A 22,096-nucleotide genomic window follows, 5' to 3' on the forward strand; every position below is an offset into this window, starting at 1 on the left:
GGAGTAATCCTTTATGAGAAAAATAATTATCTGTGTTCTCGTATTATTTTTGTTTGCCTGTAGGGATCGAATTATGTTTTCAACAGATCAGTCGATTTTATACAGATTTATAGGAAACGGAACTGTTAAAGAATTAGGTAAAATCTATCCAGGATTTCCCTTAATGGTAAAGTCGGATTGGCTTCCGACTTCTTACGAAATAGTGGATCGTTTTTTGGATATAGAAACCTATGGTGAGCGTTATTTTACGTTTGCGAGGGGACTGACCAAAAATGAAACAAAAGTGCATTCGTATGGGTTGTTTTATAACCGAGGTGAAAAAACTTTATTTAATAACGTTCCGTATATGTGGATATTGGTATATGCCGATAAGGCAGCTTTAATTAGGACAGGATTTATTTCTGAGAAAAAAAGAGGCCGATCATTTATTGGAGCTAAATACTGGATTTGTAAACCCTCGTTACCTGATGAGGGTGAGATAAGATTTACCAATTGTGAGAGAGGAGAAAAAAGGACTTCTTTAGATACTTCCTTTGTTCCGATGCTTAAAGAAGTTCAAGTATCTGAAGATGTTGACACTGTTTGTACTAGTATTACGGAAGATAAAATCACCTGTAATTCAGAAGGATCCAATTATATTGGAATTAAAAGTGATAAATTTTATATTCGTTAACAATAATGTAGCGCAGTGCAGAATCCACAGCAAAAGATTAGAAATCCGAACACAAAGCTGTAATCCTGATTTTTAAGAATCTACGTCTTTGAAAGAATCCGATTGTGTCTTTGACTTTTGTGGAATCGTAAGACTTGAACTTTCGTTTAAAAAAATTTCCTTTTTAAGCTCCCGAGGAGATTTACCAGTAACCTTAACACAAGCTCTGTGAAACGAAGAGGCGGAATTGAAGCCGCATTCAAGAGCAATGTTTAGAAGATTATAATTCGCGTTTATACGCATCATAACTTTGACTTCGTTGATTCTATGGAATTGCAGGAAATCAGTAAAACTCATATTCAAATATCGATTCAAATAGTAAGAAGCTTGATGAGTAGTGAGGCCTAAGTCAGTGGCAAAATCAGGGAGCCGAAGTTCTTCGTCTATAAAACCCTTGGAATCTAAAAAATGATTCAGCTTAGTTTTAACTTTTTCTAAATCGATCCCTTCTAACAAATCTCTAGACGGATATTTATATTTTTTTGTTTCTTTGACCTTTGGAATTGTTTCTAATTCAATTTCTTTGTCTTTATTTATGCCAGGAATAGTAACCTTGTTAAATAAAGAAGGAAAAAAGCGCTCTAAAGCAATCGTGTAGCAAATCGCGGAACCAGGAATTATTTCCGCAATAAAAAAGAAATCCTTCTTATCAAACATCGTACCTAAAAAATCAAAAACAAAACAAATAGAAATAAGAAGAGATAGAAAGGGGAGGTTGAAATATAAAATAGATTTGTTGGATTTTAAAACCTTTCTCAAAGACCAGACAAAAGTAAAAATAGAAATCCCAAATCCTAGAGTGTCTATAAAAGATATAAAGTGAAGATTTGGAATGAAATAAGAAAATAACATGGCAACGGGAATGATCCCTAAAAGTCGTTTGCAATAAATCCAAGGATTATTATCTAAAGATTCTAATACATACTGGAAACAAACGAATACAGCCAAGCTGGAATAAAGAACTAAGCCATAATAAGAACCGAATGTGATTTTATATTCGTTTCGTAAAGTTCCTTGATCGATCAGGATACCGTTATTTAAAATCAGAAAAAACGCAGCGGATTGTAAAACGGAACCGTAGGATTTACTAAAACCATCACTTGAAAAAAATTTAGAAAATCCTAATAAAAATCCGATCACTACCCCAAAAGCATGAAAATAGAACATTCCCAATTTTAAAAAACTCTCATAATCTAAAATTCCGATAGTATTTATATCAAATATTGAATGGAATTCAGTCATAATATTGATTTTATTTGTTATTTAATAAATCGTTAGAAAGAAAATACTCTACAGTTTTAATTTCTTTCTGATCGTTAAAACCCTACGAAAGCCTGTGAATTTCAATATTACTTCTCTGTCCTCGTCGTTTAATGATTTGCCTAAATATTTCTCATACTCGTCTAAATCGGAATTGGAAATTTCTAAGGGCATTATTTGATAATAATTAAATACCATGGTTTGTTCCTTTTTGGTTAAGATTAGTTTTACGCTCAATTGAGTTAGGAAGTTGAAAATATTTTGATTATTGAAAATGAAATATTTCTGTACGAAATTCTTATATATTTTAATTAAGTTCGTGATGATAAGCACGTGTGTGAATATTAGAAACCGGCCTTGGATTTTTTTACTTTTCGGTTGCATAATTCCCACTTGCCAATTTTAATTATCAAAAATTGAAACCGGAACGATTGATTAATAGAATGATAATATACATAAATGTATATTTCAAGCGAAAAATATGCAGATATGAAATTTTATGAATTTTAGCATAATTCTGAAAGATTTAATGAGTAGGAAAGGTTGGAATCAAGAGGACCTTGCTAAAGCAGGTGAAGTCAAACAACCGACAGTAAGTCGTTATTTGAGTGGGCATACGATTCCGACGCTAACTTTTGTAGTAAATCTTTATAAAAATGAAAAAATTGATCCTATAATTTTTGTTCGTGATTTCGAATTAGATCCGATTGATTTAGGATTAAGAAAATCACGGGAAGAGAAGGAAAGCTTGACTAAAGAAGTAACGGTGTTTCTACGATTTTTAAAAAATTCTCCAGACGCCTTGGAAATATTCTGGAAAATTTATAAAATGGATCAATCGGGTAGGAAATCCATGAACGCCTTGGCAGAAAGAATTATAGAGGAGTGATAGCCTTTTCCTTTGTTGCTAAATAGGAGTAAATTTCTTCCACAGTAAGTTCCGAATTGATTTGAAGGTCTACAAAATTCTGAATGATTCTTTCGATTGCGTTCTTTCTATAACTTATCAATGCTTTTTTGTAAAATTGCGAGTCAACTTTTCTTAGTATTAGAATGTTTGTATGGGCGACGATCGAATTTCTCTTTTCTAAGATTGCATCTTCAGAAATTTCGAACAAATTTATTTTGATGATTCCAATTGACCAAGTGGCTGTAGCTAAACTACAACCGATTGGTGCTACAAAATTATACTCCGGTAGGCCAAGTATTTTGAATAGGAACATAAAAATAGCGATAAAACCAAACCAAACACAGATCCCCATTGCAATGTAGACTAGTCTAACTCTATCGAGCCCTTTTCTTCGTTTGAAACCTACAAACAGAACAAAAATTGAATAAAGGAGACTAATAACTCCTCCTGCTACAAAATAATCGTATAAAAGTCCAGCTTCGAAATATAATTTTGAATTTATAATTTCCGCTTTAGAAATGTAAATGTTAGAAAAACTCAAAGCGGATATTGGTAGAACATAAACTAAAAAAATAAGGAAATTACAGATTTTTGGCAGTTTTAAACTGAAAACGTATGAATGTATAAATCGAACCAAAAGTAGTGGGCCTATAATCATTGGAAGAGTCATCACTCTCGTCCAAAAGAGAGTAGAAGAGTGGTAAAAAAAAGGGACAGCAAATAAAACATCCCATATTCCAATCAAAATGCAAAGAATTCCAAAATCTAAGAATTTTTTTCTTTGTCTTACGATAACTAATAAAACATAAAACCCTATAGTAATATTGCAGATAGATGAGAAAAAAAGAAAATAAACTGTTTCCAAAAGTATTACCTTGGGAACAGTGAGTCACATATGACTAATTTTTGCAATAATTTTAGATATATCTGACACTTGAATTGCCCATTCTGTAGGTCGAATTTTTCCTTGTGTAAGTTTACCATAGTTTGGAAAGTAAATTTTATAAGAATGAAGCTTGGATTCTATTGCACCAAATTGATTATATAACCTTCCGATAGCTGGTCTTTCTACATCATACAATCCGTAAGTAGAATTAAATTTTTGTTTCAAAACATACTTTGCACTTAAAATAAGTACCTTTATTCCAACCGAAATAGATAAAGCAGCAAATGAATTCATTTCAGCAACATTTCCATCTTCGATAACTGTTCGTTTTCCAGTATCGCTTCGATAGGAATATTCAATCGGTAGGCCAAACGGACCTCTAGAAACGATTCGGGAAGTCGCAATGATTTCATCATTTTCGTCCAGAGCAATAAAATACTGACTAAAACCATTAAGGTCGAATTGACGATCGAAGCCAGGGTCGTATCCGGCGTACTCTAATTTAGAATACTGAAATTGAACAAATTCCCGTGCGCGCTCAACCAGGTTTGGATTTGATTCGTAATTACAGTTTAAGTATTGAATTAAATTATTTTTTTCAATTTTGGTACAAACTTTATTAGGAGGGTTAAATAATAAGTTATATGACATAATAAATATTATGTCATATTATAATAAAAATACAATTCTTAAATCTTTTTTCGTTCATTAATGTGTGAATTTTGGAAAAGGTTATTTTAAAAATGGATTCAAATTATATCTAGGGCAGAGCATTTTGATTAATTCTAAATGCCGTGCAGAAAGCATATCAAAGGTAGCAAGCGGAGTCTGGAAAACCGGAGTTTCGTTTAAAAAAGTAAAATGATAAGATGACAACTTCACAGATTGTTGATTTTAATAATAAATAAGAAGCCGTTCTTCGTTATTAGGCTGTTACCCTTTCTATTTCAACGAATTCGTTGGAAAAAAATCCGTGCTAAAACTTCTGCTCTCTCTTTGTTATTTAAGGACTTTAAATTTTCACGATTTAATAAATCCGAATTTACGGATGTAATTTTCAAAACTACATTCGTTTTGCTCGAAATAATTTTAGAATAGGGAATGATGAAATTCGGTTTAGAGCATTATTGGTCTTCACAAGGATGAAGGGTCTTACAAAATTGAAGAACCCTCTTGGGATGACGAATAGTATTTTTTGGAATATTATAACAACAAGATTAACGACTGAGAGATGTGTTCAGCCCATTCTAAACGAGAACGGACAAAACATAGAATAAAGAAAAATAAAGAGTGATTTAACTTTGTAAGCGAAAGTAAAAGAATTAAGAAACACAAAAAGAATTCCCTTCTTTCAAAAGTAAAGAAGGGAGCAAGTAAGGAAAGAAAGGAAAATCGTAACCTAATTCAGAGGACAGACAAACTTCGCTTCGCTCGTTATAGACAGAAAACGGCGGAGGTATTGCATTGCGGGTTGCTAATGTAGTTTTTGAGTATGAAAGGCAAAACTTTGACGCTGAGTATCGCAAAAACTAAAATGATGGAAGTCAAATATAAGATAACAGACGCAGTGCAGAATCCATACCAAAAGTAGAAAGCGAGTTTCGGAAAAACCGGACAGTGAAAGAAGCGCTTCAATCCCTAAAGTGAGCTGTTCAGTAGACATTTCTCAGAGATGTAAATAAAGTGCGCAAAAGGAGAAAAAATTCAAAATTTTTGAATAGTTTGAATGACTACTTCTGAAATCTGAAACTTTTTGATTGCTAATTTTTTAAAAACTGAGTCAGTAGAACTGAATATATCAAAAGTATAATGAACATTCAGTTCATTGAGGAGTAAGCAAATATGAGTTCGAATTTAGCGATAAAAAAGAATTCTCATGAAATAGAAGGAAGAAAGCAGAAAATAAAAAGGATTAAGGGGATATTGAAAAATCTTAATCTTTCTGAATTGGAAGAAGTGGAAGAATTTGTATTGATGTGCTCGATAGAACAGCTTTCGGATGCGTGGGTCGATCTGGATTTACCAGAAAGACCCAAGCTTCGCCTTGTAAAGTAATTGAATATTAACACCAAATATCCTAGGTCAAAAGTTTGCGGATGTTAAGAATAAAATCAGATTGAACTTGAAGGCTTAATATTTGTTAGTTGCCGTGCATCTACTCTGTGAAAGCTAAAGAGGAAAAAAAGAGATAAAGGCTTAGGATATTATTTTCAATGAATCGGGAGAAAATCAATCAAGCGTTAAACGGAATCTTAAAGGTATACGAAGAAATCCGATCTCAGAGTTCTTTGAATAAAAACACTGTAGTTTTAGAAGCAAATCGAGAAATCGGGAGAATTTTAAAAGACACCGAGAAAGATGCGACAAATGAAGAACGAACGAGTGGCAGCTGGATGAAAGCAATTTCTTTTCAATTGCAGAAACATTTAAAAAAAGGATTTTCGGAAAGGAACCTCTTTTACGCTCAAAAGTTCTACGAAGTTTACGGAAAATCGGAATTGGATCATAGACTAAGCTGGAGCCATTATCGAAAATTGGCATCCATCGTTGATGAGAAACTGAGAGAGAAGTTGACACAAGCAGCCATACAAAAGGGATGGAGCGAAAAGGATCTATCTATTAAAGTCAAAGAAAGCGGACAACAAAGAAGATCTCCGGAATTAAGATGGAAACGCCCTGAGGGTTTGCTTTGGCATTACAAAATCAAAGAAAGCTTAACTACGAACGAAATTTGCCTACTTGATTTAGGTTTTTACTGTTACTACGAAATACCGCAAACTCAAGCCGGTAACAAATACAAAACCGACGATATTTTAGAGATCCACAAACAAGGTAAATCCTGGAATGTTAAGAAAACAAAGATCCCCAAATCATCGGATCTTTATTTCTACTTTGGGGAAATCGAACGCATCATTGACGGAGATACAATTCTTGTAAAGTTGCAGTTAGGTTTTAACGTAATTGCAAGACAGAGAATTCGATTACACAACGTGTGGTCGGCGGAATTGGATACGGATGAAGGCGCAAGCAGTTTTGAGTTGTTGAAAAAGAAATTACCTTCTAAAACAAAGATAATTGTAAGGAGCAGATCGAAAGACATCTACGGACGTTATGTAGGCGATGTTTTGTATTTACCCAAAAAGGCAATTAAACCGGAAGAGATCTTAAAGGATGGAATTTATTTAAACGAGGAACTTTCAAAGATTGGAGGCTTTTAGATTTTAAAAAAATGAGTAAAATTCGATCTTTCCTTGACAAAAAACCGCCTAACGACAACTCTTTGATTTATCAAAGAGTTGGTTCTAAATTCTTAAAGTTTCCTTCCGTTTTTTTCTTTCAAACTGCTAAAACAAACCCGAACTGCACAGGCTGTGCGAAGCGGTGCGGAATCTATGTGACCTAGCATGTATTAGGTGATTTTGACTCTTGACGCAAATCACAGGATTTTGTAGTTTTACCGTTGCGGCTTGTGGTTTACAAAACCGGCATATTCCAGTTTCTTGAACTTCAGGAGATTTTTCCAAGCTCCGCTTGGAAGCTATTTGTAGCTTGACATCGATCCACGACCGCGAAAGCGATCGCAGTGGAAATCCTGCAATGCAACATGGATTGAATGAAGAAATCGGAATATACGAAAAGATTGAAATGTTGCGTTGCAGATTGAAACGGAGAGCGCGGTTTTTCTTCGCGGAAGCGAAGAAAAATTCGTCCACTTTCCTCAGTCGTCTGAAAGCCGAAAACTATACCAAACAAATCGGGTTGGAAGAGAAAATAGCGGTGAAAGTGGACGGGAAGGTAGTGCTGGAAGAAAGAGAACAATTTACCTCGAACTTACTAAAAAAGATCACCCAAACAACGAACGGAGAAACGATTGCATACAACGTAGAGACGAACATTTACAGAACGGTCCTCAATGATTATATGGGAGAAAGCGGAGTTGTATCTCAGATTTTTAACGCAGAGTTGCAACAAAGAGCGGGAGAACAAAAGTTACAGTGGAATTTGAAAGAACAAGAATTCTACGATTTAAAGAGCGATTGGATCCAGAACATATCGTATTTGAAACAAACGGGAACAAAAAGATGGGAAAACATGGTGCAGGAGTTCCAAGGAAAATGGAAAGACTGGAGAAACGACTTTAAAGCCCAACACGAAGCAAACCAAAAGATTTACTTAGACCGAATCGAAAGCACATTGGAAAAGAAAGAGACTTGGACCCAAAGTTTCCTCCAGAAGAGCAATGACCAAGCGGACGAGTTGACGATGAAAGAGATGTATGATTCGATTTCAGGAATTGTAACCTCGATGCAGGAGAATCTGCCTGCTGGAGTGAGTATGAACGTGAATGTAAACGATATACTCTCAAGCATTCTTTCTAAAAAGCCGGGAAGTATTTCCGCAAGCCTTATTGAGAGAGCGTCGTCTATTGATACGAACTTCTTTTTAAACGAAGTGAAGAAATACAACTTCAATGATAGCGGATTAAAAGAACAATTTAAAGGATTGTTAAACGAAACGAACAAACTGAGTCAAAACCTAATTATTCTGCAAACATTAGAGTCACTTAGGAATTTACCGGAAGTGTTTGCGAAGACGATCAAAGAGCAGAACGAATCGGTGGACGATCAACTGAACCAAACGATGGCGTATGGAGGCTTTGCTAGATTGGGATCTGTATATGTAAGGACGATCAAAACGGCAAGCGGAGGGGACGAGGTTCAAACCCTGGGAACGTATCAGAATTACAATTACAATCCTCCGACGGTATTTCCGGAAGTCAAAGATTCGAATGGGAAGAGTTGGGATCTTGGAAAGCCGGAGTTGTTAATTGATCATGAGAATGTTCCGAGTGCAAATGACCTAACGGTGATGGTCCGACTTGCGAAGAACAAGATGAGTGCGGAGTTTAAGAAAGTATTTAATCCTGAGAAACAACACAACTACGAAGCGGAGAAGGGACTTTTTGATCCGAGTGAGGTTGAAGCTTCTTTCAATGATTATTTGGAAGGAGTGAGGAATGGTGACAGTGTATCTTGTATGGGTAAGTCAGCGGAACAATGCGCTCAGTCTGCGATGAACTCTGGATTTCTTGTGGGAGAAGTATCCGACGGAAGTTTTGGAGAAGCGCAGTTTTCCCAATTTTATGTAATCCTGAAGACGAAGAAGGAAATGGACAAGAGAAAGGGCAAGATGGATGCGGCCCGGCACAGAAAGTTGGGAGGAATGGGAAGATTTTACAATCAATTAGGAGCGATGGGAGAAGGATCCGTAGAGTTAGCGAAAGGAATAGGGAATGCAGTGATCTCTGGGGTGAAAGCAAGCTTGAAAGCGACTACAGACTTTAACGGTGCGAAGAAAGACCTGAGAGAAGCGGGCAAACAAAGTGAAAGAGCGCTGCAAGGTGCGTTGTATGCAATGTCGGGAGCCATGGACTTTGCACTGTTTGCAGCCGAGACTGTGACGGAACCGTTTGTGACCCTACTAACCCTTGGTATGGGAAACGAAACGATGAATGGCACGTTTGCGGAAGGGAACTACGAGTTAGCCAAGTTCAGAGATTCGAACAAAGCACAACGACATGTGAATGAGTTAGGAATGCGAACCGGAGCGGAGATGTATGCGAACGACGCCGTCCTAGACAAAGTAGTTACTACGACGTTAGCCGTAACTGGAATCGTGGGTGCGATCCTTACGTTTACTCCGTTTGCTCCGATCGGAGTTAGCCTGATGGCAATCTCTGCAATTGGAACTACGGGTTGGAAATCGTTTCGAGGAGCCTACGAAGGTGGTTCAGCCGGAATGCTTGCGGGAGTTGTATCAGGAATTGCAAACTCTGCCTTGGACTATACCACGGAAGGAGTGGTAGGAGTGAACCTGAGTTACAGTTACGCAAACGGATTTGGAGCTGGTGTGAGTATTGGTACGGACAACAAGACGAAGTTAGGCGGTAGTATTGGTTTAAACTACAATTCTAAAAGCGGATCTTGGGGAGCCACTGCGGGTTTAAAAGTAGGTCTTGGTGGAACGGATAGCCAAGGTAACTTTTCGAACTGGGCTGAAGCCGGTGTCCATGTGAATAACATAGGTCGTGAGAATCAATCGCAAGGAGTGAGTGCAAACATCCGAGGTCAATACAACGAAAAGAATGGTTTGTATGGCAGCTTGGGTCTTAGTTATGATACGAAAGCCGGTTACGGTGCTTCGATTGGTCTTACGTCTCAGTTTGGTCCTATGAGCGTAACTCCCTCTTGGACAGTTTCGGAATACGGTGGTTTGAGTAGTGATGTTCAATACGGTTTTGATCGTAATCTTTTTAACAAGACAAACAATCCGGATCACGCTTCTGCAAATCGTAATTTGTTAAGCGACATTTTTGACGGGATGAGTGGTTTGGCGAGCGGGTTTGGCCGTGGTGCTAAGTCAGCTTGGGACGGTATGGCCGGTGCTGTGGGTGGTCTCAATGGCGAAAACCTCTCAAACGGTTGGAATGCGATCAAGAATGCGTTGTTTGGTGGTGGGGATGATGGGAATCTTTCAGAAAATCCGTTTATGACGCAAGGTATGAAAGAAAAATATGCAAAACATATGATAGAACAAGGAAAACATATTTTGCCGACGAGTGATCCTGATTTTGTAGCGGAACTTAAGCCCGACGGTACCTATGAAATACGTCAAAGAACGGCATCAGACAATTTAATGAATGTTCATACGATTGCACCTAAGGATCCTAATCATGAACGTATTACATTAGAAGCCGCGAAGATTGCGGGTGTTGAAGCCTCGATGGATATGATACGAGGGGTTAGATCGAATGATTTGCCGGAAGGTTTATCGAAATTCCTTGAAGTATTTGCGAAACATAGCAGGGGAATGTCAGACGATTCTTTGACATTTAGATCTCATTTTGGCGACATGCAGGAATTGCACTCAATGGCGGATGGACCAGAAATCGCCGCAACTACTACCAAAAAGGAGATTATGAAAACCATTGTGGATCTATTTACACTGAGCACAGCTAAGGATGGTAATGGGAACTTTCTACTTCCTAAAGAAGTAAGAGCCGGGCTGACGGGTTCTGCACTTCATATCATTCAAGATTCGTTTGCGCAAGGACATGTATTGAGAAATGAGCAAGGTGAAGTTGTCATGTTCCAAATGTATGAAGGTCAAGGAGACAAACATGCAGAAATGGATCACAGTAGTATTAACGATCCTGTAGGCTATCAGAAATCCGTGGCAGCTAGTATTGGGTATTTGGTAATGACCAATAATGGCAGCACTGTGCAGCAAATGATTCGGTTTCTGGATGAGTCTATTTTTCCTTTGTCCAAAGAAGTGCAACAGTCTGGTATAGCTCCAGGATTTGAAAAACCAAAAAAGAATAATTGGTTCGAGTTGTAATCCAATGAAACGTATTTGGAAATATTTTGTGCGAATTGTTGGGGTTGTTGTACTTTCTCTGATCCTCCTAGTAGCGGGACAATTGTTCTATGTCAGATACTTTGGCTTTCATTGTATCCAAGGGAATTGCAGGAGTGGGATTGGGGTTAAGGAATTTAATCATACTCGATATTCTGGTGAGTTTAAGAATTACAGGTTGAATGGGAAAGGAAAAGCTGAATATCATTCTGGCTGTACATATGAAGGAGGTTTTGTAAACGGCTACTACGACGGATATGGGATCTATTCTTGTTGGAATATGAAACCATTGGAAGATAGAAAGAAATTTATATTCGAAGGCTATTGGATTCAAGGAATTGCAAACGGTCCAGGAACAGAAACTACTGCTTCCGGTAAACAATACTCAGGGATTTGGGAAAATGGTAGGCTCTGTTTGAAAGGGAATTGCAAGGATGGTTTTGGAACTGTTAAATTTAGAGAGCAAGATGGAATTCTTACAGGAAATTGGACGAATGGATATTTAAATGGTTTCGGAGTTGAGACGGATTCCGACGGTAATATCGTTTACAAAGGTGAATTTAAAAATACTCATTATCATGGTAAAGGGACTTTGTACAAGAATGGCAAAGTCTTTCAGCGTGGAGAATGGGCAGGGGGTCACTTTTTAGATCCTGAATATAGAAAATGGTATGAGGGTAATAAAAAATTAATGAAGGAAGTTGAGAAGCGGATGATAGAGGAAGGAATTGGTGTGCCCCCTTGAAACCCGGTGTAGTGTAGAATCCACACCAACGGTAAAATGATAATTAGTACGTCTTGATTTTGAATCTCTGAAGAATCAAAATACCAGAGATTCAAACTAACATAACGGATGACAAACACAAAATCTGGTAATCTATGGAATTACTTAAAAAAATAGGAATATAATATTTTTTAAGAATAAATAAAGATAGAATAGTGGCCGAATATATAGAGAACCTTATCGATTACTAATACTTAAAGGAATATGAGAATGAAATCTTTGACTCAAGAAGCTTTGTTAAAAAGAGTATTGGGAAAAATGAAGGGCTTAACCGAATCCGACCTTACTGAAGTAGAGATGTTTATTGATTTACTTTTCAATGCTAAACTTGAATCTTTTATGAATGAGTTTACTCTTGCAGTTGGAGCAGATCGTCCGCCTTTAACATTAGCTAAAAGAAGTCGCCGTGGTAGTGCAGAATCCACACCAAAGGTAGCAAGCGGAGTCCGGAAAAAACCGGAGTTTCGTTTAAAAAAGTAAAATGATAAGATGACAACTTCACGGAGATCGGATAAAAAAAGACTAGCAACTTAAAGTTAGAGGGTGCTGATCGCTTTTAAGGTTTTGGGACAAGTTCTTTGTATAAATCCGTAAGTTTTCAAATAAGAAAGATAACGTGTGAAAGATTGGAAATCCGAACGAGAATTTATAATCCTGATTTTAAAGACCTACATTTTTGAAAGAATCCGATTGAATTTCTCTTTTAAGCTCCCGAGGAGATTTACCAGTAACCTTAACACAAGCTCTGTGAAACGAAGAGGCGGAATTGAAGCCGCATTCAAGAGCAATGTTTAGGAGATTATAATTCGCGTTTATACGCATCATATTTTTCACTTCGTTGATTCTGTGGAATTGCAGGAAATCAGTAAAACTCATATTCAAATATCGATTCAAATAGTAAGAAGCCTGATGAGTAGTGAGGCCTAAATCAATTGCAAAATCCGGGAGTCTCAGTTCTTCGTCTATAAAACCTTTAGAATCTAAAAAATGGTTCAGTTTAATTTCGACTTTGTTTAAATCGATTCCTTCTAACAAATCTCTATGCGGATATTTATATTTTTTTTGTTCTTTGATCTCCGAAATTGGAATGGTTTCTAATTCAATTTCTTTGTATAAGTTTGTTAGTGCAACCTTACAAAATAAAAAGGGAAAAAAGCGCTCTAAAACAATCGTGTAGCAAATCACGGAACCAGGAATTATTTCCGCAATAAAAAAGAAATCCTTCTTATCAAACATCGTACCTAAAAAATCAAAAACAAAACATATAGAAATTAAAAACGATAAAAAGGGGAGGTTAAAATATAAAATAGATTTATTGGATTTTAAAACTTTTTTCAAAGACCAAACAAAAGTAAAAATAGAAATCCCAAACCCAAGAATGTCGATGAATGAAATAAAGTAAAGTTGCGGAATCAAGTAAGAGAGTAGAGTGGTAGCAGGAATCGTTCCTAAAAGTCTTTTGCAATAAATCCAAGGATTATCTAAAGATTCTAATAAAGAGTTGAAACAGACGAATACAGCCAAGCTGGAATAAAGAAAAACGCCGTAATAAAATCCGAATGTAATTTTGTTTTCAGTTCGTAAGTTTCCTTGGTCGAAAAGAATTCCATTGTTTAAAATCAGAAAAAAGGCGGCGGATTGTAAAACGGAACCGTAGGATTTACTAAAACCATCACTCGAAAAAAGTTTCGAAAATCCTAATAAAAATCCGATAACTACCCCAAAAGCATGAAAATAGATAATTCCCAATTTTAAAATATTCTCATAATCTAAAATTCCGATGGTATTCATATCAAATATTGAATGGAACTCGATCATAATATTGATTTAAAAAGTGTTCTCTTATTCGTTATTTAATAAATCGTTTGAAGAGATGCTTTCTAATGAATTGAGTTTTAATCTTTTTCTGATCGTTGAAGCCTTTCGAAAACCGTTGTATTTCAGAATTGCTTCTGAGGTGAATTATTCTTTTGGCTTTTTCTAACCTGTTAAAATTCAGAAAATCCTTAAAACTAATATTTAGTTCGTGATTCAAGTAGTGCGACGCTTGGTTAGTGCTGAGTCCGATGATGTATATAGCAAAGTCTGGCAATCGCAAATTTTCGTCCAAAAATTCATTCAATCGAATTTGAATTAGATTAAGATCAATATTTTGCAGGAGATTTTTCGAGTGTTCCTTTTTGCTTAGAATGGAAGGAATCCAAAACGAAGAGTTAAAAAAGAATGGTAGAATTTTACGCTTTTCTAAAAAATTTCGAACGGCTCCATAAAGGATGAATGCGAGGAGTTTATTTTTTTTGGTAAGCATGAAGGTTCTTGAATCTGACATTTATAGGCCTGTCTACTTATATTGAATTCGAGATCGGTCAACTTATATTGTGCCACTGGCAACAAGTCAATTAAAAAAAGTGCCAAGGGCACAAATGTGGAAAATTATAATTTTGCTATTATATGAAATCTGAAAAGCATCCGAAAGTCGAAGAAGAAGTTTTGAAGCGGTTAAATATTGCTTTGGATTTCTTATTGCAAACTGAAGGGTTAAATCAAAGGAGCATTGCTCTTCGGATGAAAATTCATCATACCAACCTTTATAGAGTCGCCGCTGGGAAGAGGCCGTTGACTTCAACATTTGCAGTTAATTTCGAACACCATACGAATATTTCTTCTGTCTGGCTGACAACGGGTGAAGGAGATATGATTAAAACAGACGTCGAAATTTTCAGCGACGAGGAAATTCGATTCTTTTATAAGATAAAGAAGGATGCAAAGCTGTATGAGCTAGTTAAACTTCTGGCGGAAGTCAAAAAGGATAGCTACGAATTGTTAAAAGGTTTAATCCTCAAACTTATTAAGTAGTTTGATAATAAAATATTATATTCTAAAATAGTACAATTACTTGATTTTTTAAAAATAAGAGACATAATAAAGTTATGTCTACATTGATTTCAGAAAACTCAATTAAAATGATTTCAGGAATTGATCCCAGTAGGGAGCTTGCTCGGATCAAAGATTTTTTGCGTCGGTCGTTTGACAACGCAGGATATAGTGACACGCCCTGGCGGGCATTCAATTATGATGAATGGTCCACTTGGTTTTATTTTGAAAAGGAAAGTGAGATTCTGTCAGTAATGCGTATAGTTGAAAAGAAGCCATATAACATAATTCCTTTGGAAAATGCAGTGATTTACAATGAAGCCGAAAAGTTCCCTCATAGACGTTATGCAGTTATTGAGGAGAGGGTCGCCGATTGGAATTCTTTAGCGTTTGTTCATACTTACGATGGTTGGCGAGCGGCCAGGGAAACATTTAAAGCTGTAGCTAAGTTTTGTGTTCAAAAGCAATTTTCAATAATCTATGGAATGTATCCGCGTGCGCTTAAAAGTATAGGCTTGTTTTATAAAAAATTTGGAGCACATCTTTCTCATCGATTCTATGAAGATGTTTACTATCCTGGACTATATTTGAAAGGAGAACTATGTATATGTTCTGTCGTAGAAATTGAAAAAAAAACTTTACAAGAGATTGCGTCAAAATCATCGTAAGCGCGTGTCAAAATATCGCTTTAGGAAATTTGAATGATAACATCCATTACAGGTTTCTTTATACTATACCTTGGAATTTATGTGTACCGCATTCAACCTAGAGCGAAAATACAAAAGCATTTCTTATTTTTATGTGTAATGCTTTGCAGTTGGATGGTTGGATACGGTATGCGATTGTTGGTTCCAAATGAATATCGAGAAATATATTCGAACTGGATCTTATTGCCGATTCCATTTATTCCCTTATTTCTTGAAATCGTAGTTTATTCTATTGCTAAAATTAAATATTCAATGAATGCTTATCATACGATTATGATCTTCGTGCTGCTTCCGACATTTTCGATCATCTCTTTTGCGGAGGTTATGCCCAGATAAATGATATGTCCGGCTATTCGTTTGTTCCTCTTTTTAACTACCATTTACTGACGATCTTTTGCTTTATTTCAGTAATAAAGATTTCTTTTGATTTAAGTTTCATTATGCTTAGAAAGCGAGGCGATGAAAGAATCCGTTCTTTCTTGATGTTATCTGGAATCTTAATCGCTCTTCTATTCGCTATCATTTTTTGTTACATACTTCCTTTGAATAATATTTTCTTGGGTGTTTATTCCGCTTTTGGACTTTTGATATTCGCCATTCTTTGGTCTGTTGCGATTTTGCATTACGACGCATTCGAAATTAGAGAGTTGGTCATTGAAGGTGCTCCGACTCCGATTTTAAGTCGAATCTTTTCATTTTGCGTCTTGGGCTTATATCGTATTATGGATGGGCATGGCTATCATTTGAAACTTATTGCTTCGAAAGCTCTTGTCACTATGAATATTGCGGACAAACACTTTGATTTAGCGGTTAGGTATCCCACTCTGGAACGTTTGGAGAGAGCGGAACTTGTAGCGAGCATTTACAATAGACGAATTCGATAATTTTCTCGAACTCCGGTAAAACGAATAACGAAAAGTCGGATTATTTTCGGATTTATTGAACTCGATTCTCCGATAGACGAATTTCCTCCACATTTTATCGGATGGAAATACACAGAGCCATATTTCAGCTTTTTCGAAGAATCGGTGTAGCGATCGACCTCCGTTTTAAAAACCGCGGAATCTCAACCGAGAAAAAGTTCGGACTATGGAACGTTTAGGGTTAAGTAAATAAAAAATTTCTCGCTGCCTGATTCTAACCATAAAGAAACGACCTCAAACTCTAAAAACGAAGTGTCGGTATATAACACTATAAAGCGTTTCAAAAATATCCTGAAATGATTGGAATCGGCATTTTAAGCAAAGATAAAGTATTTTTGAGACAGTTTCTAGTAGAGTTGTATTTTATAAAAAGCGGTTTGTTATTCAGGGATCAGCCGAAGATATAAAAGCGGTTAGTTGGTAATTAAATCTTCTCGATTTATCAGTTAATTTTCGCTTTATATTTTAAATAGGTAAGACTAAAGACTTGAAACGCCAAGATACAGAAAGTTTAGCAAAAGAAATCGCTTCTATCTTCGAATCCATTAGGGAAAATACATACAAAGGTGGGAATCGCTTTCTATTAACGGGACATTTGGAAATCGGAGGTTTATTGAATCGAGAGTTTAATTCCTACATAATGAATGAGAAAAGTAGACAGAGAATGAGAACTCTTACTGAGAAGATAGGCAAGGTAGTAAAATCGAACTTTTCGAAGCGAACCCTTTATTATGCGCTTAAATTTTACCAAGCATATCATGGAAAGAAGTTGGATTTTCGTTTGAGCTGGAGTCATTACAGGATTTTATCGGCCGTTTCAAATCTAACGACAAGAAAGAAGTTAGAAAAAGAAGCGGGCGAAAAAGGTTGGAGCAGAGAGCTGTTAGAGCGATATGCTCGTGAAAGCGGTTATTACGGCGGTTTGAAGTCTTTAAAGTGGAATCGCCCGAGTGGAGAGATTTATCATTATAAAATTGTAAAGAATGCGTTTAACCGACAAGAAAGACTTCGTATCGATTTGGGTTTTCGTTGTTACCGCGAATTGGATCTTAAAGGTTTTAAGGAAAGCGAAATCGTGCGACTATCTTTTACAAAGAAAACCTGGAGTATTGACAAAGGGAATTCGGATTGTTTACTTTATCATTATCTTGGAATATTGGAAAGGGTCGTAGACGGAGATACTTTTGTCGCTCAAATGGACTTGGGTTTCGGTCTGACAGCCAGACAAAAGATTCGTTTACTTGGTATCAATGCTCCGGAATTGAACGGACCAGGTGGTGTTGAGGCTTTTGATTCTTTAAAGAAGAAACTAAAACCCGGAACCGGTCTTTTGATTAGAACGCACATACAAGATAAATATGGTCGTTATTTGGGGGATGTTTTGTATTTACCTGGCAAAGAATCGGACTATGAAACGTTACGCGCAAAAGGAATCCATTTGAATGAAGAACTTTCGTTCGAGAATTAACTTTAGAATCTTTAGTGAAAAAAGTCGTAAAATTATGTATTTTTTATCTTTAAACAAAGAAGAAATCAAGAGTCTGTTGACTTTAATCCATACTTAAATATTATGAATATAGTAAGAATAATACGTTATATATGTTAGTTGAAAAACCTTTATCATTGTTATCTGTTGAATTACAAAGCGGAACATTGATAAAGGTTTCAAAAATGCGAACCGGCGGTTCGCATTTTCTTTTTAACAACAAAACATCGATCCACGACCGCGAAAGCGATCGCAGTGGAAATCCTGCAATGCAACATGGATTGAATGAAGAAATCGGAATATACGAAAAGATTGAAATGTTGCGTTGCAGATTGAAACGGAGAGCGCGGTTTTTCTTCGCGGAAGCGAAGAAAAATTCGTCCACTTTCCTCAGTCGTCTGAAAGCCGAAAACTATACCAAACAAATCGGGGTGGAAGAGAAAATAGCGGTGAAAGTGGACGGGAAGGTAGTGCTAGAAGAAAGAGAACAATTTACCTCGAACTTACTAAAAAAGATCACCCAAACAACGAATGGAGAAACGATTGCATACAACGTAGAGACGAACATTTACAGAACGGTCCTCAACGATTACATGGGAGAAAGCGGAGTAGTCTCGCAAATTTTTAACGCGGAACTACAACAAAGAGCCCAAGAACAAAAACAACAGTGGAATTTAAAAGAACAGGAATTCTACGATTTAAAGAGCGATTGGATCCAGAACATATCGTATTTGAAACAAACGGGAACAAAAAGATGGGAAAACATGGTGCAGGAGTTTCAAGGAAAATGGAAAGACTGGAGAAACGACTTTAAAGCCCAACACGAAGCAAACCAAAAGATCTACTTAGACCGAATCGAAAGCACATTGGAAAAGAAAGAGACTTGGACCCAAAGTTTCCTCCAAAAGAGCAATGACCAAGCGGACGAGTTGACAATGAAAGAGATGTATGATTCGATTTCAGGAATTGTAACCTCGATGCAGGAGAATCTGCCTGCTGGAGTGAGTATGAACGTGAATGTAAACGATATACTCTCAAGCATTCTTTCTAAAAAGCCGGGAATTATTTCCGCAAGCCTTATTGAGAGAGCGTCGTCTATTGATACGAACTTCTTTTTAAACGAAGTGAAGAAATACAACTTCAATGATAGCGGATTAAAAGAACAATTCAAAGGATTGTTAAACGAAACGAACAAACTGAGTCAAAACCTAATCATATTACAAACCCTGGAATCTTTGAGGAATTTACCGGAAGTGTTTGCGAAGACGATCAAAGAGCAGAACGAATCGGTGGACGATCAACTGAACCAAACGATGGCGTATGGAGGTTTTGCTAGATTGGGATCTGTATATGTAAGGACGATCAAAACGGCAAGCGGAGGGGACGAGGTTCAAACCCTGGGAACGTATCAGAATTACAATTACAATCCTCCGACGGTATTTCCGGAAGTCAAAGATTCGAATGGGAAGAGTTGGGATCTTGGAAAGCCGGAGTTGTTAATTGATCATGAGAATGTTCCGAGTGCAAATGACCTAACGGTGATGGTCCGACTTGCGAAGAACAAGATGAGTGCGGAGTTTAAGAAAGTATTTAATCCTGAGAAACAACACAACTACGAAGCGGAGAAGGGACTTTTTGATCCGAGTGAGGTTGAAGCTTCTTTCAATGATTATTTGGAAGGAGTGAGGAATGGTGACAGTGTATCTTGTATGGGTAAGTCAGCGGAACAATGCGCTCAGTCTGCGATGAACTCTGGATTTCTTGTGGGAGAAGTATCCGACGGAAGTTTTGGAGAAGCGCAGTTTTCCCAATTTTATGTAATCCTGAAGACGAAGAAGGAAATGGACAAGAGAAAGGGCAAGATGGATGCGGCCCGGCACAGAAAGTTGGGAGGAATGGGAAGATTTTACAATCAATTAGGAGCGATGGGAGAAGGATCCGTAGAGTTAGCGAAAGGAATAGGGAATGCAGTGATCTCTGGGGTGAAAGCAAGCTTGAAAGCGACTACAGACTTTAACGGTGCGAAGAAAGACCTGAGAGAAGCGGGCAAACAAAGTGAAAGAGCGCTGCAAGGTGCGTTGTATGCAATGTCGGGAGCCATGGACTTTGCACTGTTTGCAGCCGAGACTGTGACGGAACCGTTTGTGACCCTACTAACCCTTGGTATGGGAAACGAAACGATGAATGGCACGTTTGCGGAAGGGAACTACGAGTTAGCCAAGTTCAGAGATTCGAACAAAGCACAACGACATGTGAATGAGTTAGGAATGCGAACCGGAGCGGAGATGTATGCGAACGACGCCGTCCTAGACAAAGTAGTTACTACGACGTTAGCCGTAACTGGAATCGTGGGTGCGATCCTTACGTTTACTCCGTTTGCTCCGATCGGAGTTAGCCTGATGGCAATCTCTGCAATTGGAACTACGGGTTGGAAATCGTTTCGAGGAGCCTACGAAGGTGGTTCAGCCGGAATGCTTGCGGGAGTTGTATCAGGAATTGCAAACTCTGCCTTGGACTATACCACGGAAGGAGTGGTAGGAGTGAACCTGAGTTACAGTTACGCAAACGGATTTGGAGCTGGTGTGAGTATTGGTACGGACAACAAGACGAAGTTAGGCGGTAGTATTGGTTTAAACTACAATTCTAAAAGCGGATCTTGGGGAGCCACTGCGGGTTTAAAAGTAGGTCTTGGTGGAACGGATAGCCAAGGTAACTTTTCGAACTGGGCTGAAGCCGGTGTCCATGTGAATAACATAGGTCGTGAGAATCAATCGCAAGGAGTGAGTGCAAACATCCGAGGTCAATACAACGAAAAGAATGGTTTGTATGGCAGCTTGGGTCTTAGTTATGATACGAAAGCCGGTTACGGTGCTTCGATTGGTCTTACGTCTCAGTTTGGTCCTATGAGCGTAACTCCCTCTTGGACAGTTTCGGAATACGGTGGTTTGAGTAGTGATGTTCAATACGGTTTTGATCGTAATCTTTTTAACAAGACAAACAATCCGGATCACGCTTCTGCAAATCGTAATTTGTTAAGCGACATTTTTGACGGGATGAGTGGTTTGGCGAGCGGGTTTGGCCGTGGTGCTAAGTCAGCTTGGGACGGTATGGCCGGTGCTGTGGGTGGTCTCAATGGCGAAAACCTTTCAAACGGCTGGAATGCGATCAAGAATGCGTTGTTTGGTGGTGGGGATCTTTTTGCGAGAACTGCTACGAATGGCAATATTTACAGGCAATCAGACGGATCGCTGACGGATAGCAATGGAAATCGATTTGTGTTGGATGGAAATGGAAATCTAATACCAGAAGATGAAAATCTTATTCTTGTGGGTAAAACTGGTAAGAAAAATGGTAAGTATGATTCAAACTCAAAAACAAGATATCTTGATCGTCAATCTAATATAGCGGGACAATTGGAAAACGAATCACAAGGATATATTAAACAAGCGTTAACTAAGTTTTTTGGGGAACTTTCTAATGAAGTAACGAATGCGGAATCAATCAAATATCAGAAGAAAATTTCGGATATGATTAAGAGTGGAGAATTTGATAAGGCAATTCTAAGTCCAATCGACGATTCTGAAGACTTTGATGGTCAGATGAGTGATCTAAATGAAGCGAGGGAAAAGGTATTAGACCAATATGACGAATATTATAATAATCAAAATTTACCTCTGGGAAACAATGGAATCTTTACAGATGCTTTGAATTTTGTTTATAACTTATTCGGTAAATCTTCTGGAAACGTAAGAGAATTGTTGATGAATACCATTGAGTCCGGTATGGAAACTGGGATGTCGGCTTCAACAAGAGAGCAAAGGCAAAAAGGTTTGATTAAATTAGCCGAATCTACAGCTGGCGGAGGATTCCAAGGTGATATTGGAGAAGCAATGAGAAATTTTGATTTAAAAAATAGAGACGGTTCTTGGATGAATGGAGGAAACCAATATGATGCAACGAATCAACAATATAGAGCGCTTTCATCCCCGCTTTCGAACTATGAAAAAATGTTCGTATTACAAATGTATGTATTACGGAAACAGGAGTTAAATAGATTGTATTAAATATTGCGTATTGTAAAAAAGTCAGATGAGTAGAATTGTTTTTTTCTCTTTAATCTTTTGTTTGTCTTTTT

Annotated in this window: 17 protein-coding genes and 1 pseudogene; 12 read left to right on the forward strand and 6 right to left on the reverse strand. The window is 37.3% G+C overall.

From position 1 onward, the window contains the following. Positions 1-13 precede the first annotated feature (13 nt). Positions 14-673: a hypothetical protein gene (locus LEP1GSC190_RS03720; protein WP_002747028.1), complete on the forward strand. Its 660-nt coding sequence runs from the start codon at positions 14-16 to the stop codon at positions 671-673. Between the two features lie 72 nt (positions 674-745). Here LEP1GSC190_RS03720 and LEP1GSC190_RS03725 read toward each other — a convergent pair whose 3' ends face one another. Both LEP1GSC190_RS03725 and LEP1GSC190_RS19650 read right to left on the reverse strand, forming a co-directional pair. Continuing rightward, on the reverse strand, positions 746-1,954 hold the full coding sequence (locus LEP1GSC190_RS03725; RefSeq protein ID WP_002747018.1) for a helix-turn-helix domain-containing protein: 1,209 nt from the start codon (positions 1,952-1,954) through the stop codon (positions 746-748). A 48-nt stretch (positions 1,955-2,002) separates the two neighbouring features. Next, positions 2,003-2,170 carry an LIMLP_19325 family protein gene (locus LEP1GSC190_RS19650; protein ID WP_002732791.1) on the reverse strand — a complete coding sequence of 56 codons (168 nt, stop codon included), beginning with the start codon at positions 2,168-2,170 and terminating at the stop codon, positions 2,003-2,005. 301 nt (positions 2,171-2,471) lie between these two features. On the opposite strand from LEP1GSC190_RS19650, the gene LEP1GSC190_RS03730 reads away from it, so the two are divergent. Further along, positions 2,472-2,861: a helix-turn-helix domain-containing protein gene (locus LEP1GSC190_RS03730; protein ID WP_011669592.1), complete on the forward strand. Its 390-nt coding sequence runs from the start codon at positions 2,472-2,474 to the stop codon at positions 2,859-2,861. Here LEP1GSC190_RS03730 and LEP1GSC190_RS20675 read toward each other — a convergent pair. Together LEP1GSC190_RS20675 and LEP1GSC190_RS03740 are read right to left on the reverse strand one after the other, a co-directional pair. Next, positions 2,848-3,747 (reverse strand): histidine kinase N-terminal 7TM domain-containing protein, encoded by a 900-nt coding sequence (locus LEP1GSC190_RS20675; protein ID WP_002747024.1) that lies wholly within the window; start codon positions 3,745-3,747, stop codon positions 2,848-2,850. The two genes, LEP1GSC190_RS03730 and LEP1GSC190_RS20675, sit on opposite strands and share 14 nt — an antisense overlap. Positions 3,748-3,771: 24 nt before the next feature. Continuing rightward, positions 3,772-4,419 (reverse strand): LBL_2463 family protein, encoded by a 648-nt coding sequence (locus LEP1GSC190_RS03740; protein ID WP_002747020.1) that lies wholly within the window; start codon positions 4,417-4,419, stop codon positions 3,772-3,774. A gap of 1,191 nt (positions 4,420-5,610) precedes the next feature. Here LEP1GSC190_RS03740 and LEP1GSC190_RS03745 point away from each other — a divergent pair. The 5 genes from LEP1GSC190_RS03745 to LEP1GSC190_RS03770 all read left to right on the forward strand — a co-directional run bounded on the left by LEP1GSC190_RS03745 (position 5,611) and on the right by LEP1GSC190_RS03770 (position 12,451). Continuing rightward, complete coding sequence (locus LEP1GSC190_RS03745; protein WP_002747034.1) at positions 5,611-5,823, forward strand: hypothetical protein; 213 nt, start codon at positions 5,611-5,613, stop codon at positions 5,821-5,823. A gap of 158 nt (positions 5,824-5,981) precedes the next feature. Next, positions 5,982-6,986 (forward strand): DUF1016 N-terminal domain-containing protein, encoded by a 1,005-nt coding sequence (locus tag LEP1GSC190_RS03750; protein ID WP_002747036.1) that lies wholly within the window; start codon positions 5,982-5,984, stop codon positions 6,984-6,986. Between the two features lie 703 nt (positions 6,987-7,689). Beyond that, positions 7,690-11,169, forward strand: coding sequence for a hypothetical protein (locus tag LEP1GSC190_RS20115; RefSeq protein WP_237578358.1), 3,480 nt, complete (start codon positions 7,690-7,692; stop codon positions 11,167-11,169). 4 nt (positions 11,170-11,173) lie between these two features. Continuing rightward, positions 11,174-11,932, forward strand: coding sequence for an MORN repeat protein (locus tag LEP1GSC190_RS03765; RefSeq protein ID WP_002748695.1), 759 nt, complete (start codon positions 11,174-11,176; stop codon positions 11,930-11,932). A gap of 249 nt (positions 11,933-12,181) precedes the next feature. Continuing rightward, positions 12,182-12,451, forward strand: a complete 270-nt coding sequence (locus LEP1GSC190_RS03770) for a hypothetical protein (RefSeq protein WP_002748703.1) — start codon at positions 12,182-12,184, stop codon at positions 12,449-12,451. A 180-nt stretch (positions 12,452-12,631) separates the two neighbouring features. On the opposite strand, the gene LEP1GSC190_RS03775 is transcribed toward LEP1GSC190_RS03770, so the two are convergent. Next, positions 12,632-13,789, reverse strand: a complete 1,158-nt coding sequence (locus tag LEP1GSC190_RS03775) for a helix-turn-helix domain-containing protein (protein WP_036048434.1) — start codon at positions 13,787-13,789, stop codon at positions 12,632-12,634. Between the two features lie 31 nt (positions 13,790-13,820). Further along, positions 13,821-14,300, reverse strand: coding sequence for a helix-turn-helix domain-containing protein (locus LEP1GSC190_RS20680; protein WP_420844284.1), 480 nt, complete (start codon positions 14,298-14,300; stop codon positions 13,821-13,823). Positions 14,301-14,422: 122 nt separating this feature from the next. Here LEP1GSC190_RS20680 and LEP1GSC190_RS03785 point away from each other — a divergent pair, with 122 nt between their 5' ends. The 5 genes and pseudogenes from LEP1GSC190_RS03785 to LEP1GSC190_RS19655 all read left to right on the forward strand — a co-directional run bounded on the left by LEP1GSC190_RS03785 (position 14,423) and on the right by LEP1GSC190_RS19655 (position 22,025). Continuing rightward, a complete protein-coding gene (locus LEP1GSC190_RS03785; RefSeq protein ID WP_174232260.1) occupies positions 14,423-14,827 on the forward strand; it encodes a hypothetical protein in 405 nt (134 codons plus the stop codon). Between the two features lie 74 nt (positions 14,828-14,901). Further along, a complete protein-coding gene (locus LEP1GSC190_RS03790; protein ID WP_174232259.1) occupies positions 14,902-15,513 on the forward strand; it encodes an LBL_2463 family protein in 612 nt (203 codons plus the stop codon). A gap of 33 nt (positions 15,514-15,546) precedes the next feature. Next, positions 15,547-16,436 (forward strand): annotated as a pseudogene (locus tag LEP1GSC190_RS03795) (LIC10906 family membrane protein). A 526-nt stretch (positions 16,437-16,962) separates the two neighbouring features. After that, complete coding sequence (locus LEP1GSC190_RS03800) at positions 16,963-17,943, forward strand: DUF1016 N-terminal domain-containing protein (RefSeq protein ID WP_117344613.1); 981 nt, start codon at positions 16,963-16,965, stop codon at positions 17,941-17,943. A 287-nt stretch (positions 17,944-18,230) separates the two neighbouring features. Beyond that, positions 18,231-22,025 (forward strand): hypothetical protein, encoded by a 3,795-nt coding sequence (locus LEP1GSC190_RS19655; protein ID WP_254056000.1) that lies wholly within the window; start codon positions 18,231-18,233, stop codon positions 22,023-22,025. Positions 22,026-22,096 lie beyond the last annotated feature (71 nt).

Origin of the sequence: Leptospira mayottensis 200901116, from assembly GCF_000306675.2 — a bacterium.
Lineage (GTDB): Bacteria > Spirochaetota > Leptospiria > Leptospirales > Leptospiraceae > Leptospira > Leptospira mayottensis.